The 14,442-nt window shown below is 71.5% G+C and carries 12 protein-coding genes; 7 read left to right on the forward strand and 5 right to left on the reverse strand.

Translation table 11 applies throughout. From position 1 onward, the window contains the following. Positions 1-110 precede the first annotated feature (110 nt). From IE247_RS14005 to hydA, 3 genes are all read left to right on the forward strand, one after another. Positions 111-953 carry a nitrilase-related carbon-nitrogen hydrolase gene (locus IE247_RS14005; RefSeq protein WP_190123412.1) on the forward strand — a complete coding sequence of 281 codons (843 nt, stop codon included), beginning with the start codon at positions 111-113 and terminating at the stop codon, positions 951-953. Beyond that, a complete protein-coding gene (locus IE247_RS14010) occupies positions 950-2,227 on the forward strand; it encodes an aspartate aminotransferase family protein (protein WP_190123413.1) in 1,278 nt (425 codons plus the stop codon). Before IE247_RS14005 ends, IE247_RS14010 begins: the two co-directional genes overlap by 4 nt. 90 nt (positions 2,228-2,317) lie before the next feature. Then, positions 2,318-3,724: a dihydropyrimidinase gene (gene hydA, locus IE247_RS14015; RefSeq protein WP_190123414.1), complete on the forward strand. Its 1,407-nt coding sequence runs from the start codon at positions 2,318-2,320 to the stop codon at positions 3,722-3,724. A 14-nt stretch (positions 3,725-3,738) separates the two neighbouring features. Here hydA and IE247_RS14020 read toward each other — a convergent pair whose 3' ends face one another. After that, a complete protein-coding gene (locus IE247_RS14020) occupies positions 3,739-3,960 on the reverse strand; it encodes a DUF5133 domain-containing protein (RefSeq protein ID WP_190123415.1) in 222 nt (73 codons plus the stop codon). Between the two features lie 520 nt (positions 3,961-4,480). On the opposite strand from IE247_RS14020, the gene IE247_RS14025 reads away from it, so the two are divergent. Beyond that, positions 4,481-5,113 (forward strand): HAD family hydrolase, encoded by a 633-nt coding sequence (locus IE247_RS14025; RefSeq protein ID WP_229869108.1) that lies wholly within the window; start codon positions 4,481-4,483, stop codon positions 5,111-5,113. Between the two features lie 70 nt (positions 5,114-5,183). On the opposite strand, the gene IE247_RS14030 is transcribed toward IE247_RS14025, so the two are convergent. Further along, positions 5,184-6,965 carry a dihydroxyacetone kinase subunit DhaK gene (locus IE247_RS14030; protein ID WP_190123417.1) on the reverse strand — a complete coding sequence of 594 codons (1,782 nt, stop codon included), beginning with the start codon at positions 6,963-6,965 and terminating at the stop codon, positions 5,184-5,186. Between the two features lie 366 nt (positions 6,966-7,331). On the opposite strand from IE247_RS14030, the gene IE247_RS14035 reads away from it, so the two are divergent. Further along, positions 7,332-8,333 carry a TIGR03842 family LLM class F420-dependent oxidoreductase gene (locus IE247_RS14035; RefSeq protein ID WP_190123418.1) on the forward strand — a complete coding sequence of 334 codons (1,002 nt, stop codon included), beginning with the start codon at positions 7,332-7,334 and terminating at the stop codon, positions 8,331-8,333. A 73-nt stretch (positions 8,334-8,406) separates the two neighbouring features. Here the strand turns inward: IE247_RS14035 and IE247_RS14040 are convergent, their stop codons facing one another. Both IE247_RS14040 and lplAB read right to left on the reverse strand, forming a co-directional pair. Further along, on the reverse strand, positions 8,407-9,558 hold the full coding sequence (locus IE247_RS14040) for an acyltransferase family protein (RefSeq protein ID WP_190123419.1): 1,152 nt from the start codon (positions 9,556-9,558) through the stop codon (positions 8,407-8,409). A 256-nt stretch (positions 9,559-9,814) separates the two neighbouring features. Further along, positions 9,815-10,879 (reverse strand): lipoate-protein ligase LplAB, encoded by a 1,065-nt coding sequence (gene lplAB, locus IE247_RS14045; RefSeq protein ID WP_190123420.1) that lies wholly within the window; start codon positions 10,877-10,879, stop codon positions 9,815-9,817. Between the two features lie 148 nt (positions 10,880-11,027). Here lplAB and IE247_RS14050 point away from each other — a divergent pair, with 148 nt between their 5' ends. Together IE247_RS14050 and IE247_RS14055 are read left to right on the forward strand one after the other, a co-directional pair. Next, entirely contained in the window at positions 11,028-11,861 is an 834-nt protein-coding gene (locus IE247_RS14050; RefSeq protein ID WP_190123421.1) for an inositol monophosphatase family protein, read from the forward strand. A 207-nt stretch (positions 11,862-12,068) separates the two neighbouring features. Next, positions 12,069-13,484 (forward strand): phytoene desaturase family protein, encoded by a 1,416-nt coding sequence (locus IE247_RS14055; protein ID WP_373305562.1) that lies wholly within the window; start codon positions 12,069-12,071, stop codon positions 13,482-13,484. Positions 13,485-13,521: 37 nt separating this feature from the next. Here IE247_RS14055 and IE247_RS14060 read toward each other — a convergent pair whose 3' ends face one another. Further along, positions 13,522-14,370 (reverse strand): NmrA family NAD(P)-binding protein, encoded by an 849-nt coding sequence (locus tag IE247_RS14060; protein WP_190123423.1) that lies wholly within the window; start codon positions 14,368-14,370, stop codon positions 13,522-13,524. Between the last annotated feature and the right edge of the window lie 72 nt (positions 14,371-14,442).

Here is a 14,442-nt window from a genome sequence, read left to right on the forward strand (position 1 = left end):
GGTTCACGGCGATGGCCTTGCCCCTGTGTGTGACGGGGCTTACGTTCTCCCTCTACGCACCGCGTCCACCCGCGTAGAGGCTCGCTGACGCCCGGCCGAAGGAGCAGCTCATGGCCCAAGTCGTACGCGCCGCCCTCGTCCAGGCGACCTGGACCGGCGACACCGAATCCATGATCGCCAAGCATGAGGCACACGCTCGTGAGGCCGCCCGCCGGGGCGCCGGGATCATCGGATTCCAGGAGGTCTTCAACGCGCCCTACTTCTGCCAGGTCCAGGACCCCGAGCACTACCGCTGGGCCGAGGCCGTCCCGGACGGCCCCACCGTCCGCCGGATGAGTGAACTCGCCAGGGAGACGGGGATGGTGGTCGTGGTCCCGGTCTTCGAGATCGAGGCCCCGGGCCACTACTACAACACCGCCGCCGTGATCGACGCCGACGGCTCGTATCTCGGCAAGTACCGCAAGCACCACATTCCCCAGGTCAAGGGCTTCTGGGAGAAGTTCTACTTCAGGCCGGGAAACGCCGGCTGGCCCGTCTTCGACACCGCCGCCGGCAAGGTCGGCGTCTACATCTGCTACGACCGCCACTTCCCGGAGGGCTGGCGTCAGCTGGGTCTGGAGGGCGCCCAGCTGGTCTACAACCCGTCCGCCACCTCACGCGGCCTCTCCGCCCATCTCTGGCAGCTCGAACAGCCGGCCGCCGCCGTCGCCAACGAGTACTTCGTCGCCGCCATCAACCGCGTCGGCCGGGAGGAGTACGGCGACAACGACTTCTACGGCACCAGCTACTTCGTCGACCCCCGGGGCCGGTTCGTCGGCGACGTCGCGAGCGACAAGGACGAGGAGCTGCTCGTACGCGATCTGGACTTCGGCCTCATCGACACCGTGCGGCAGCAGTGGGCGTTCTACCGGGACCGACGGCCCGACGCCTATCAGGGGCTGGTGCGGCCATGAGCCTCTTCGAGCGGCACCGGGCCGTCATCCCCGACTGGGTGGCGCTCTACTACCGCAGCCCCATCGAGATCACCCACGGCGAGGGCCGCCGGGTGTGGGACGCGGACGGCAACCGCTACCTCGACTTCTTCGGCGGGATCCTCACCACCATGACCGCCCACGCCCTCCCCGAGGTCACCAGGGCGGTCACCGAGCAGGCGGGCCGGATCCTGCACTCCTCCACGCTCTACCTCAACCGCCCGATGGTGGAACTCGCCGAACGGATCGCCGCCCTCTCCGGCATCCCCGACGCCCGGGTCTTCTTCACTGCCTCCGGCACCGAGGCCAATGACACCGCCCTCCTCCTCGCCACCGCCCACCGCCGCTCCCCCCAGGTGCTGGCGATGCGCAACAGCTACCACGGCCGTTCCTTCTCCGCCGTCGGCATCACCGGCAACCGCGCCTGGTCGCCCACCGGCCTCTCCCCGCTCCAGACGCTGTATGTGCACGGCGGCGTCCGCACCCGGGGTCCCTTCGCCGGGCTCTCCGACGCCGAATTCATCGCGGCGTGCGTCGCCGACCTGGAGGATCTCCTCGGCCACACCCGCGAGGTCGCGGCCCTGATCGCCGAACCGGTCCAGGGCGTGGGCGGGTTCACCTCACCGCCCGACGGCCTCTACGCCGCCTTCCGCGAAGTCCTGGACCGGCACGGCGTCCTGTGGATCTCCGACGAGGTGCAGACCGGCTGGGGGCGCACCGGCGACCACTTCTGGGGCTGGCAGGCCCATGCCGGAAACGGCCCGCCGGACATCCTCACCTTCGCCAAAGGCATCGGCAACGGCATGTCCGTCGGCGGTGTGGTCGCCCGCGCCGAGATCATGAACGGCCTCGACGCCAACTCCATCTCCACCTTCGGCGGCTCGCCCATCACCATGGCCGCCGGCCTCGCCAACCTCTCCCATCTGCTGGAGAACGACCTCCAGGGCAATGCCCGCCGGGTCGGCGGACTGCTCATCGAGCGGCTGAGGGCGATCGCCGCGACCGTGCCCGCCGTACGGGAGGTCCGCGGCCGAGGACTGATGATCGGCGTCGAGCTGGTCCGCCCCGGCACCGACGAGGCCCACCCCGAGGCCGCGGCGGCCGTCCTGGAAGCCGCCCGCGAGGGCGGCCTCCTCATCGGCAAGGGCGGCGGCCACGACACCAGCGTCCTGCGCATCGCGCCCCCGCTCAGCCTCACCGTCGCCGAGGCCGAGGAGGGCGCCGAGATCCTGGCCGGGGCGCTGCGCCGGGCCTGAGCCGCACTCAGACAATCCCGTACCCGTACCCGTACCCGCCTCCGTACCCCTGTACCTCCGTACCCCCGTACCCGAGGGAGCGCACCGCCCATGAGCAGCATCCGCACCCTGGTCCGCGGTGGTCTGGTGATCACGGCGACGGACGAGATCCACGCCGATGTGCTGATCGAGAACGGCAGGGTCGCCGCGCTCGCCGCACACGGCTCGGAGGTCGCGAACGCCTGGACCGCCGAACATGTCATCGACGCCTCGCGGAAGTATGTGATCCCCGGCGGGGTCGACGCCCACACCCATATGGAGATGCCCTTCGGCGGCACCTTCTCCTCCGACACCTTCGAGACCGGGACCAGGGCGGCGGCCTGGGGCGGCACCACGACCATCATCGATTTCGCCATTCAGCCCAAGGGGGGCACTCTCGGCGAAGGGCTCGAAGCGTGGCACGGGAAGGCGGACGGGAAGTGCTCGGTCGACTACGCGTTCCACATGATCATGTCCGATGTGAACGCGTCCTCGCTCAGGGAAATGGACCGACTGGTCTCGGGCGGAGTCAGCTCTTTCAAGCTCTTCACCGCGTATCCGGGGGTATTCCTCTCCGACGACGGCCAGATCCTCCGGGCCATGCAGCGCGCCGGATCGAACGGCGGTCTGGTGATGACGCACGCGGAGAACGGCCTCGCCATCGATGTGCTGGTGGAGCAGGCGCTGGCCCGAGGTGAGACGGATCCCCGCTACCACGGGGAAGTCCGCAGGGCGCTCCTGGAGGCGGAGGCGACGCATCGGGTCATCACCTTGAGCCGGGTCGCGGGCGCCCCTCTCTATGTGGTGCATGTGTCGGCGCGGGAAGCCCTCGCCGAATTGACGCGGGCCCGGGACGAGGGTCTCCCCGTTTTCGGCGAGACCTGTCCGCAGTATCTGTTTCTGTCGACCGAGAATCTGGCGGAACCCGGCTTCGAGGGCGCCAAGTATGTGTGCAGCACTCCGGTGCGCCCGAAGGAGCACCAGGCGGCCTTGTGGCGAGGGCTGAGGACGGACGACCTCCAGGTGGTCTCCACGGACCACTGCCCCTTCTGCTTCACGGGCCAGAAGGAGATGGGTCTCGGCGACTTCTCCCGGATCCCGAACGGCATGCCGGGGGTGGAGAACCGTATGGATCTGCTCCACCAGGCCGTGGTGGACGGGCACATCGGCCGCCGCCGCTGGATCGAGATCGCCTGCGCGTCACCGGCCCGGATGTTCGGCCTGTACCCGCAGAAGGGGACGATCGCCCCGGGGTCCGACGCCGACATCGTCGTCTACGACCCCCACGCGGAGCAGATCATGTCCGCCGGTACGCATCATATGAATGTCGACTACTCCGCCTACGAGGGCAGGCGGGTGACCGGGCGGGTGGATACGGTGCTCTCGCGCGGCGTCCCGGTGATCCGGGACCGGGAGTACGTGGGACACCCGGGCCACGGCGGCTATCTGCCGCGCGGACTCTGCCAGTACGCGAGCTGAGATCCCCGGCGGCCTCACCCGGGCGGTCGGGCCGGGTCGGAGCGTGCGAGCAGGCCGCGCGCGGCGGCCAGGGCCTTCGACTCCTCGTGGGTCCCGGTCAGTACGCAGAGGGTGTAGACGATGCCCTCCATCCGGGGGTGGATCGAGGAACTCGTGTGGCGCACGCCGTGGCTTCTCAGCGTGTCGTAGCGGTTCACCAGCTCGCGCACGACCCCGGGGTCGGCCTTCGGCGCCATCGGCCCTCCTTCGGCCCGGTCCGTCCGAGGCCGTCTCTCCCGATGGTGCCGCGCCGGACCGGGACCCGCCACCGCGGGCGGGCTCATTTCTTTCACGGAAAACCGGGAATGGGATCGCGACGGGGTGGGGAACATTCGACGGATGGACGCCTCGCCATGGCACACTTCTGCTAAATCGGGCCCGTGGGCCGCCCGGGCCGGCCGCATATCCTTTCTTTTCGAATCCATTTTCGCGATGTAAATAAATTCCGCAAAATGGATTCTTTTATTTTATTCTCATTTTACTTATGGTCCACCTCTTTTCTTCCGCCCTCTCCGTGAATATCGTGCCCTGGAAGATTTGACGTGGCAGCGACAAGAATTCTCCTGACGGGAGACCATCCGCAGCCGGGGGCCCCTGTGCCGCCCTGTGTGCGGATTGTCGTGCTGCGCGGATCCGTGAAAGGAGATGGAAGTGCTGGAATCCAGAGGAAGAGATTGGTCCCCCAGGGCGGTCGTGTTCGACTGTGACGGGACCCTGATGGACAGCGAGAGGCACTGGGTGGATGCCCGCAGACAGGTACTCGGTGAATACGGGGCAGTCCCGGACGGGGAGTTCTGGGAACTGTCGAAGGGAGTCCACTACACCGAGTGCGGGGACCTCATGGCGAAGGTGGCCGGACGGAAGGAACTGGCCGGACGGATGACGGATCAGCTCCTGGACGCGTTCCGGACGCTGGCCTCCGGGGATCCGGTCGTCTGCCCCGGAGCGTCCACCGTGGTGGAGGCCGCGGCCGGGAGACTCCCGCTCGCGGTGGCCAGCAACTGCCCCGGTGACGTGGTGGAGGCGTGCCTGGGGTCGGCGGGGCTCCTCGGCCACTTCCGCGAGGTCGTGGTACCGGTCGGCCGGATGAGGCCCAAACCCCACCCCGATGTGTACGCCCACGCGGCGGACCTGCTGGGGGTGGATCCCGCCCGGTGCCTGGCCGTCGAGGACTCGCTGTGCGGGATCCGCTCCGCCGTGGACGCCGGGATGCCCGTCATCGGCGTCGGCGCGGACCCCTCCGCCGAGAGCACCGCCCTCGCCGACGCCTGGGTCGAGTCCCTGGAGGACGAGGAGCTGGCCGCCTGGATCGCGCGCTGGGGCGATCAGGACCACCCGCCCGGAGGCTGAGCACACCTCCGTACGCCCGTCCCCGGACCGCGGTGCGACACGCCGTCCCCGGGGGCGGGGGTACGCGGGTTCAGCCGAGCACCCCGGCGTGGGTGATCCGGGCGGGGTCGGGCAGCCGGGCGGCCGGGCCCGGTTCGTGGACGCGTGCCAGTGCGATGAGGACGAGGGCGACCGCGACCGCGCCGGGATCGGGCCGGCCGGTGCCGTGGGCGCCCGTGTAACTGGCCCTGCCGAGGCGGGCCGGGAGCGCGGCGGTGGCGAGCGCCCCGTCGATGGCGGCCCGCGCGGCGGCGGTCACCGCACGGTGACGGTCCTCCGGCGGCGCGGCCGTGAGGGACCGGGCCGCGGGGGCGAGGGCGTCGAGCAGGGTGCGGTCACCCGGCACGGCGCCGCCGACGGCGCTGATACGGGTGAGCGCCTGCTGAAGGGCGGCGGCGAGCCGGCGGACATCGGCCGGGACGCGGTCGGCCACCGGCGCCATCGCGGTGAACAGCAGGCCGAACAGCGGGCCGCTGGAGCCCCCGACCCGGTCACGGAAGGTGTCGGCGAGGGCGGCCGTGCCCGCGAGGCCGCTCTCGCGGGCATGCCGCGCCGCCTCGGCGACCCCGCCGCGGAAGTTGTCGCCGAAATCCCCGTCCCCGGCCGCCTGGTCGAGCGCGGTGAGATCCGCGTGCGCCGCCAGGACCAGCCGGTGCAGTTCCCTCAGGAACGCGCCCTCGGCCCGGGGCGCGTTCCTGAGGGAAGCGCGGCGGGGGACGCCGTCCGACAGCCGCGGGGGAGTGAGCGCCGTACCGCCGCCGGCCGGTCCGGGGAGGCGCAGGGGCGTGTCCGTCGGCGATGTCCACAGCTCCAGCCAGCCGGGGGCCGTACGGGTGAGCGTGATGCTGAACCCCGCCATGTCCAGAGCGGTGGCGTAGACCCCCGCGGCCAGGGAGCGCACCGGTGTCCCGCGCGCGGTCAGCTCCCGGTGGACCAGCGCGCTGATCGCTCTCAGTTCCAGCTCCCCGGTCCCTCCCAGCCCCGAGATCACCGCGATCACCCCGTCGTCGGCCCGGGGCCGGGAGGGACCGTCGGGGAGGCCGGTGGGGAGAGTGGTGGGGAGGCCGTCGGGGAGGGCGGCCAGCAGCTCGTCGAGCATGCGGCCGACGGTGTGCTCGACGGGCCCGGAGGCGGCGACCGTACGGGCCGCGCGCTCGCCGTGGATCCCGACGCCGTAGTCCAGCGCTCCCGGCGGCAGGGGGAACGCGGGCAGACCGAGCGAGGGGGAGGTGTGGGCGCGGGCGCAGACCGCGAGGCTCCGGGTGGCGGCAGCCACGCGCGAACCCAGCTCGGCCAGGGCCGCGAGGCCGGCGCCCCGGTCGGCCATCGCCCCCAGCATCTTCTCCACGACCAGGACACCCGCCGTCCCGCGCCGCCCCGCAGCCGTGCCCGCGGTGGCGAGATCGTCGTCCACCACCACCTCGGCCACCTCGATCCCGGCGGCCCGGACCCGCTCCGCCGCCAGGGCGAAGTTGATCCGGTCCCCGGTGTAGTTCTTCACGATCAGCAGCACACCGTCCCGCGCGCCGAGCGCGGCGGCGGCCCGGGCCCCCGCCTCCACCTGGGCGCCGGTCGGAGAGGTGAACACCGGGCCCGGCACCACGGCGTCCAGCCCCCCGCGCCCCAGCAGCCCCGCGTCGAGCGGCTCGTGCCCCGCGCCGCCCCCGGCCACCAGCGCCACCCTCCGCCCCGGGGAGGGACGGGTCGCCAGCAGATACAGCGGGTCCGGACAGACCCCGATGCCCGGATGAGACAGCGCCAGTCCCCGGCACCCCAGCAGAACCGCCTCATGACCGGGAAGGAAGAAGCTCATCGGGACCTCCAGAGGAGAGGGCCTCAGCACAGGAGCGCCCCGCGGGCCGCGGTTCGGCCCGCGCGGCCGGGCCCGCGAAACCGTCCGCCCGGGGGAACATCGCGCGGAACCCCATTGTCGCCCCCGTCGCGCCGCCCGCAACGCGAGCGGCTCCCTGAGCTGCCCCCGGGCGCCGTCGGCGCGGGGCGGGAGACCCTCTTCCCAAAGCGCGGGAGGCGGACCAGGATTGTCCCTCCGCGACGCGCGCCCGTGGCGTCGTCGTACCGGGCCCGGCACGGCCCGATGTGGAAGGATCTTTTCGAGGAGGCCGCACGGGGGCAGTGCGCCCCGCGCGGCATCCGTCGGCACCCGAACGAAAGGCCGGCCATGGACTTCGGACTCGTTCTCCAGACGGACCCGCCGTCCTCCACCGTCGTCGAGCTGATGCGGCGCGCGGAGAACCAGGGCTTCCGCTACGGCTGGACCTTCGACTCGGCGGTGCTCTGGCAGGAGCCCTTCGTCGTGCACAGCCGGATCCTGGAGCACACCGAGAGCCTGATCGTCGGCCCCATGGTCACCAACCCGTCCACCAGGACCTGGGAGGTCACCGCCTCCACCTTCGCCACCCTCAATGAGATGTACGGGAATCGCACGGTCTGCGGCATCGGGCGCGGCGACTCGGCGATGCGCGTCGTGGGACGCCCGCCCAACACCCTCGCCACGCTCGGCGAGGCGATCGGCGTCATCCGCGATCTCGCCGAGGGCCGCGAGACGGCGGTGAACGGCCGCCCGCTGCGGCTGCCCTGGGTGCGGGACGGCAGGCTGCCGGTGTGGATGGCCGCGTACGGGCCCCGGGCGCTGGCCCTCGCCGGGCAGCGGGCCGACGGATTCATCCTCCAGCTCGCCGACCCCTTTCTCGCCGAGTCGATGATCACCGCCGTGCGCACGGCCGCGTCCGACGCGGGCCGCGACCCCGCCGCCGTCACCGTCTGCGTCGCCGCGCCCGCCTATGTCGGGGACGATCTCGCCCACGCCCGGGACCAGTGCCGCTGGTTCGGCGGCATGGTCGGCAACCATGTCGCCGACCTGGTCGCCCGCTACGGAGAGCACTCCGCGCTGGTGCCCGAGGCGCTCACCTCGTACATCAAGTCCCGGCACGGATACGACTACAGCCACCACGGCCGCGCCGGGAACCCCTCGGCGGACTTCGTGCCGGACGAGATCGTCGACCGCTTCTGTCTGCTGGGCCCGGCCGAGGCCCACATCGAGAAACTCCGCGCCCTGCGCGCCCTCGGTGTCGACCAGTTCGCCGTCTACGCCATGCACGACGCCAGGGAGACCGTCATCGACGCCTACGGGGAACGGATCATTCCGGCGGTCGGCGGCTGACACCGGCGCACGGCGGCTGACACCGGGCCGCCGGACGGACGGGTCCGGCGGCGGGCGGTGCGAAAGCGCCGGTTCAACGGTTGGAGCTCGCCCCGTCCGCAGGGCTCAGGGGAGCGCTCGGGGGCGCCTTCGGACGGCTCCAGCGGCGCATGACGGGCATTTCCACGGCGTGGTAGAGCACCCAGCTGATCAGGAGGGTGAGCGCGAACCAGCCGCCCGTGCGCACGATCGCCTCGAACACCCCCCACTGCCGCCCGGTCCCGAGGGCCACCGGCCCGTGGTACGCCACGGCCAGATGCACCATGTAGAAGGCGAAGGACAGCTCCCCGAGGCGTACCGCCTTTCTGCCGCTCAGCAAGGAGGGCCGACCGGCCGCGTCGGCATGGGCTCCGCTGGCCACCACGAGGGCGAGCGGAATGACCGCGGGAGCCACCAGTCCGTACGAGCCCGGCAGCCAGACCGTCAGAAGATAGCCGGGCACCACCGAAAGCATCGCCATGGTGCGGCTGATCGGAATCCACCGGCCGGTCATCACGATACGGGCCAGGAGAATTCCGATGACGAATTCGAAGAGCCGGCTGGCCGGCAGGAAGTAGACGGCCCAGAACTGCAACCATCCGAATTTTGCGCCGGCTGCGGGTTCATTGGGCAGCAGTGTTTCCGCCAGTATCGGGACGGCGAGCACGCACAGCATCATGATGCCGGCCCATTTCCATAGGCTGCCCGGGCGGATCTTGTTCACGAGCAGAAGCAGGGCCGGGAAAAGCAGATAGAATATTAATTCCACGGAGAGGGACCACGCCACCCCGTTCATTCCGTAGAGGACCTCGTACTTCGGCACCCAGGCATGGACGAGGAACAGGCCGGGGGCGAACTCGGTCATGGACACCGCCCGGCCGGTCAACAGGATCAGCAGCAGCCCGCCGATCCAGGTGACGAAGTGGGTCGGGTAGATCTTCGCCAGCCGGCGGCGCCAGAACAGCAGCGGCCGGTCGTCGGCGCGCGCCGACCAGGTGAGCACGAAGCCGCTGAGGATGAAGAAGAACGAGACTCCGATGCTGGCCAGCATGCCGAAGTATTTATCGATTTCCTTGTTCAGCTGCTGATCGGTGAACATCCGGGCCAAAGACATGTGGGCGAGGAAGACCAGCAGTGCGGCGATGAATCTCATACCGGTGAGGGACGGCAGTGCCGTTGGGCGCGGAGAGGGGCTCTTCTCTGACATGCGCTTTCCTCGCCTTTTCGGTATTCGCTTGACCGGAACGGTGCGGCGGTAAATCCGACTGGGCCCGTGCAGGCATTTACCGAGGGGGACTGTACAGAGCTGTCTCCCTGTTCCGTCAATCAAAAGTCAACCGGCGAGTAATGGGTGGTAAACCTTCTGCTTCCGCCGATGCCGAAAAGGGGATGGTCCCGATGCCCGCGGCTTCGGGACCATCCCCTTGACCGCGCGGCCGAGCCCCTCACCGGGGGGGGGGGGGTCAGGGCACGCGCGCGGTCCACTCGTCGTTCTGGAACTTGGTCCTGACCAGATCCCGGGCGCGCGCCATCTCCTCGTCGGTGACCTCGCCGTCCGTGAGGCCGTAACGCCCCCGGAAGGATTCGATCATGCGCTCGATGACGGCCTCACGGGGCAGCCCGGTCTGCCGGCGCAGCGGATCGACGCGCTTCTTGGCGCTCTTGGTGCCCTTGTCGGAGAGCTTCTCCCGGCCGATGCGCAGGATGTCGAGCATCTTGTCGGCGTCGATGTCGTACGCCATGGTCACATGGTGCAGCACCGCGCCGGGGCCGCCGTCCGGGCCTACCACGCGCTTCTGGGCGGCTCCGGCGACCTTGCCCATATCGGTGGCGATGTCGTTGAGCGGCTGGTACCAGGCCTTGATGCCCATGTCGCCGAGCGCGCCGAGGACCCAGTCGTCGAGATACGCGTACGAGTCCGCGAAGGAGAGACCCGAGACGAGGGACTCGGGGACGGCGAGGGAGTACGTGATGGTGCTCCGCGGCTCCGCGAACATCGCGCCGCCGCCGGAGATCCGGCGGACCACCGTGGCCCCGTGGCGGGCCGCGCCCTCGGGGTCGACCTCATTGCGGAGCGACTGGAAGCTGCCGATGATGACGGCCGGCGAGTCCCACTGCCAGACCCGGAGCGTCGGGGGCCGCCGGCCGGCCGCCACCTCGCCGGTGATGACCTCGTCGAGCGCCATGTGCAGGGCGGGGGACTGGGGAGCGTCATGGATGAGCTGCCAGTCGTAGTCGCGCCAGTCGGTGGCCTGCGCGAGCGCGCGGCGCACCGCGACGGCCACGCTCTCGGCGGTGAAACCGAAGAGGACCGCCGACTCGGGCAGCGCGGCGACGATGCGCGAGGTCAGGCCCTCGGTGCCGGTGTCGGCGGGCGCGCCCTCCAGCGCCGCGTCGATCAGCAGGATGGCGTCGTCGGGCTCCAGGAAGAAGTCTCCGGCCACCCGGACGTTCTTCAGGAGGCCGTCGTCGACCTCCAGGTCGACGACCACCAGCTTGCCGCCGGGGACTTTGTACTCGCCGTGCATGGTTCCTCCGCGGCCGTGGGCGCTCAACGGCCTCAAGCCGTTCTTGAAGTCGTTCCTGCCGACTCCAACGCGACCGGGCCCCGGAGTGTTCCTGCGGCGGGCCCCGACCCGACACCGCGATGTCACAGGGCCGTGCTTAGCTGGTCATATGATCGATGACTATCTGGCCGGTGACCTGTCCGCCGTCGAAGAGGCGATCCGGAAGGCGGCCGCCGCCGAGATCATGCCGCGGCACCGGCAGCTCGCCGCGCACGAGATCGTGCAGAAGAGCGGCCCGCACGATTTGGTGACCACGGCCGACCGTCTCGCCGAGGAACACCTCACCGCCTCCCTGACCGCCCTGCTGCCCGGCTCGGTCGTGGTCGGCGAGGAGGCGGTCCACGCCGATCCGTCGGTCTACGGCGCGCTCGGCGGGGACGCGCCCGTGTGGATCGTCGACCCGGTCGACGGGACCCGGCAGTTCGTCCGCGGCGAGGCCGGTTTCTGCACCCTGGTGGCCCTCGCGGTCCGCGGCGAGGTGCTGGCGTCCTGGACCTACGCGCCGGTGCTCGACTGGATGGCCACGGCCGTCAAGGGCCGGGGCGCCTGGCTCAACGGCGAGCGGCTGCTCCCGGGCCCGCCCGAGCCCGGCGCGGATCTGAGAGTGGCGATGTCCCACCCCGACTACACCACCGAGGACCAGAAGCGCGCCCTGCTCGTCCTCGACACACCGGGGGTGCGGGCGCGCCCCTGCGGTTCGGCCGGTCTCGAATACCTCGGGGTGGCCCGGGGCGATCAGGAGGCAATCGCCTTCTCCTGGGAGAACGCCTGGGACCACGCGGCCGGACTGCTGCTGGTGACCGAGGCGGGGGGCGCGCATCTGACGCTCTCCGGCGAGGAGTTCCGCATAGCCGGGGACAACGCCATGCCGTTCACCGCCGCCCGCACACCCGAGACGGCCGAGCGGATCCGCGCGCTGCTCGCCTCCGCCTCCTCCGGCTGACCGCGCCGCCCCCGCGCAGGGGTACGGGGGTGGCGCGCGGCGTATTTCAGTGCGCCCCTCGCCCGCCCCCCGGCACCCCGTGAGCGGCCGGAGTGCTCCTCCCGCGCCCCGCGTCGGGGCGCACCCGCCGACGTGCCGCCCCCGCGCCGGAATATCCTGGGTCCTCCGGGCCACCGGCCTACCGAAGGAGTCGTTGGAGTGAGGGCGATGCTCGACGCCGTCGTCGTGGGGGCGGGTCCCAACGGACTGACGGCCGCGGTCGAACTGGCGCGCAGAGGCCGTACCGTCGAGGTCTTCGAGGCCAAGGAGACGGTCGGGGGCGGTGCGCGCACCGAGGAGCTGACCCTCCCCGGCTTCCGCCACGACCCGTGCTCCGCCGTGCATCCGCTCGGCATCGGCTCCCCGGCCTTCGCCGGGATGCCGCTCGACCGGTACGGGCTTGAGTGGCTGCACCCCGAGCTGCCGATGGCGCACCCCTTCGACGACGGCACGGCCGCCGTCCTCTCCCGCTCGGTCGCCGAGACCGCCGCCTCCCTCGGGCCGCGCGACGCGGGCGCCTACCGACGGCTGCTCTCCCCCTATCTCGGCACATGGGACGTACTGGTCCGCGACTTCATGTCGCTGCCGCTGACCGCGCTGCCCCGGGACCCGGTGGGGCTGGCCCGGTTCGCCGCCGCCGGACTCCCCCCGTACAGCTGGCTGATGCGCCGCTTCCGGGACGACCGGGCCCGCGCCATGATGGCGGGGCTCGTGGCCCATGTGATCGCCCCGCTCACCGGCATCGCGACCAGCGGCGTCGGACTGCTCTTCGCGCTCGCCGCGCACGAGAAGGGCTGGCCGCTGCCGCGCGGCGGCTCCCAGTCCATCGCGGACGCCCTCGCCCGCCATCTGGCCGACCTCGGCGGCACGGTCCACACCGGTTTCGAGGTCAAGCGGCTGGACGATCTGCCCCCGGCGCGCGCCTATCTCTTCGACACCTCGCCCACCGCGCTCGCCCGGATCGCCGGTCTGGGCCGGAGCTACGAGAACTACCGCTACGGCGCCGCCGCGTTCAAAATCGACTACGCGCTGGACGGGCCGGTCCCCTGGACGGCCGAGGAGCCCCGCCGGGCGGGCACCGTCCAGATCGGCCCCTCCAGCCGGGAGATCGCCACCGCCCTCGGCGCGGCGACCGGGGGATCGGCCCCCGCCACCCCGTTCCTGATCACCGCCCAGCCCAGTCTGGTCGACCCCTCCCGGGCCCCCGAGGGCAAGCATGTCTTCTGGGCGTACGGCCATGTGCCCAACGGATGGGACGGCGATCTCACCGACGCGATCGAGCGGCAGATCGAGCGCTTCGCCCCCGGCTTCCGGGACCGGGTCCTCGCCCGGGCCACCGCGGGCCCCCCGGAGCTGGAGGCGCGCAACGCCAACTACGTCGGCGGAGACATCGCCTGCGGGGCCGCCAGCGGACTGCAACTGCTGCTCCGCCCCACCGTCTCGCTCTTCCCCCACCGCACCCGGCACCCCTCCGTCTTCCTCTGCTCGGCGGCCTCCTGGCCCGGCCCCGGAGTGCACGGCATGTCCGGGCACAACGCGGCCAAGGCGGTCTGGCGGGCGCTGCGCGCGGCCGACGCGCGATGAGCGCGCGGGGGCCGCGCGAGCGGAGGTCCGGGGAGTGTCAGGACCAGGCCCCGGCCGCCGCCGCCCCGGCCGCGTACTCCTCGAAGGACCGGGCCGGCCTGCCGAGCAGCTTCGGCACGCCGTCCGCGGGCGCGGAGGTGTGCCCCGCCCGGAACAGGGTGAACATCGAGTCCAGCGCGGTCACGAAGGACTCCGGCACACCGGCGGCCCGCAGTTCGGCGACGTACGCGTCCGGGGTCAGCTCCTCGAAGACGACGGGCCGCCCGGCGGCCCGCGCCATGGTCTCGACCGCCTCGCCGAAGGTGAGGGCGCGCGGTCCCGACAGTTCGTAGATCCGGCCGTGGTGCTCGTCGCCGGTCGCCGTGAGGAGTACGGCCGAGACCTCGGCGACGTCCGAGACATCCACGAACGGCTCGGGCACCGACCCGGCGGGCAGCGCCAGCCGGCCGGACCGCACGGGCGGCCCCCACAGGTCCTCGTCGAAGTTCTGGTTGAAGTTGTTGGGGCGGATCACCGTCCACTCCACCCCCGACTCGCGCACCGCCCGCTCCGCCTCGGCCATCCCCGCGCCGAAGTCGCTGGAGTCGCCGGAGTGCTCGATGCCCCGGCCGGACAGCACCACGAAGCGCGTCACCCCGCCGGCGACGGCCTGACGCACCAGGGCGCCGACGGGCTCCGGGTCCTCCGGGGCCACCAGTTGGACGGTGTTCGCGCCGTCCAGCGCGGGGGCCCAGGTGTCCGGGCGGTCCCAGTCGAACGTCACTTCGCCGGAGCGGGAGGCGGCACGCACCCGGTGCCCGGCGGCTCGCAGCAGCGGCACCAGCCGGCGTCCGGTCTTGCCGGTCGCCCCGAGCACCAGGATTTCCTTTGTCACATGATCGGTCATACGGTCAGCCTGCCGTCGGCGACCGCCCCTGACCATGGCCGACGGTCCGCGCCCCATGTGTGTGCGTACGGT

It is taken from the genome of Streptomyces inusitatus, assembly GCF_014651115.1.
GTDB lineage: Bacteria > Actinomycetota > Actinomycetes > Streptomycetales > Streptomycetaceae > Streptomyces > Streptomyces amakusaensis.

Bases quoted from the DNA above. Each gene is read 5' to 3' on its own strand.
- IE247_RS14010 (WP_190123413.1), top strand. From the start codon at position 950: ATGAGCCTCTTCGAGCGGCACCGGGCCGTCATCCCCGACTGGGTGGCG.
- hydA (WP_190123414.1), top strand. From the start codon at position 2,318: ATGAGCAGCATCCGCACCCTGGTCCGCGGTGGTCTGGTGATCACGGCG.
- IE247_RS14055 (WP_373305562.1), top strand. From the start codon at position 12,069: ATGCTCGACGCCGTCGTCGTGGGGGCGGGTCCCAACGGACTGACGGCC.
- IE247_RS14005 (WP_190123412.1), top strand. From the start codon at position 111: ATGGCCCAAGTCGTACGCGCCGCCCTCGTCCAGGCGACCTGGACCGGC.
- IE247_RS14025 (WP_229869108.1), top strand. From the start codon at position 4,481: ATGGACAGCGAGAGGCACTGGGTGGATGCCCGCAGACAGGTACTCGGT.
- lplAB (WP_190123420.1), bottom strand. From the start codon at position 10,879: ATGCACGGCGAGTACAAAGTCCCCGGCGGCAAGCTGGTGGTCGTCGAC.
- IE247_RS14040 (WP_190123419.1), bottom strand. From the start codon at position 9,558: ATGTCAGAGAAGAGCCCCTCTCCGCGCCCAACGGCACTGCCGTCCCTC.
- IE247_RS14020 (WP_190123415.1), bottom strand. From the start codon at position 3,960: ATGGCGCCGAAGGCCGACCCCGGGGTCGTGCGCGAGCTGGTGAACCGC.
- IE247_RS14035 (WP_190123418.1), top strand. From the start codon at position 7,332: ATGGACTTCGGACTCGTTCTCCAGACGGACCCGCCGTCCTCCACCGTC.
- IE247_RS14030 (WP_190123417.1), bottom strand. From the start codon at position 6,965: ATGAGCTTCTTCCTTCCCGGTCATGAGGCGGTTCTGCTGGGGTGCCGG.
- IE247_RS14060 (WP_190123423.1), bottom strand. From the start codon at position 14,370: ATGACCGATCATGTGACAAAGGAAATCCTGGTGCTCGGGGCGACCGGC.
- IE247_RS14050 (WP_190123421.1), top strand. From the start codon at position 11,028: ATGATCGATGACTATCTGGCCGGTGACCTGTCCGCCGTCGAAGAGGCG.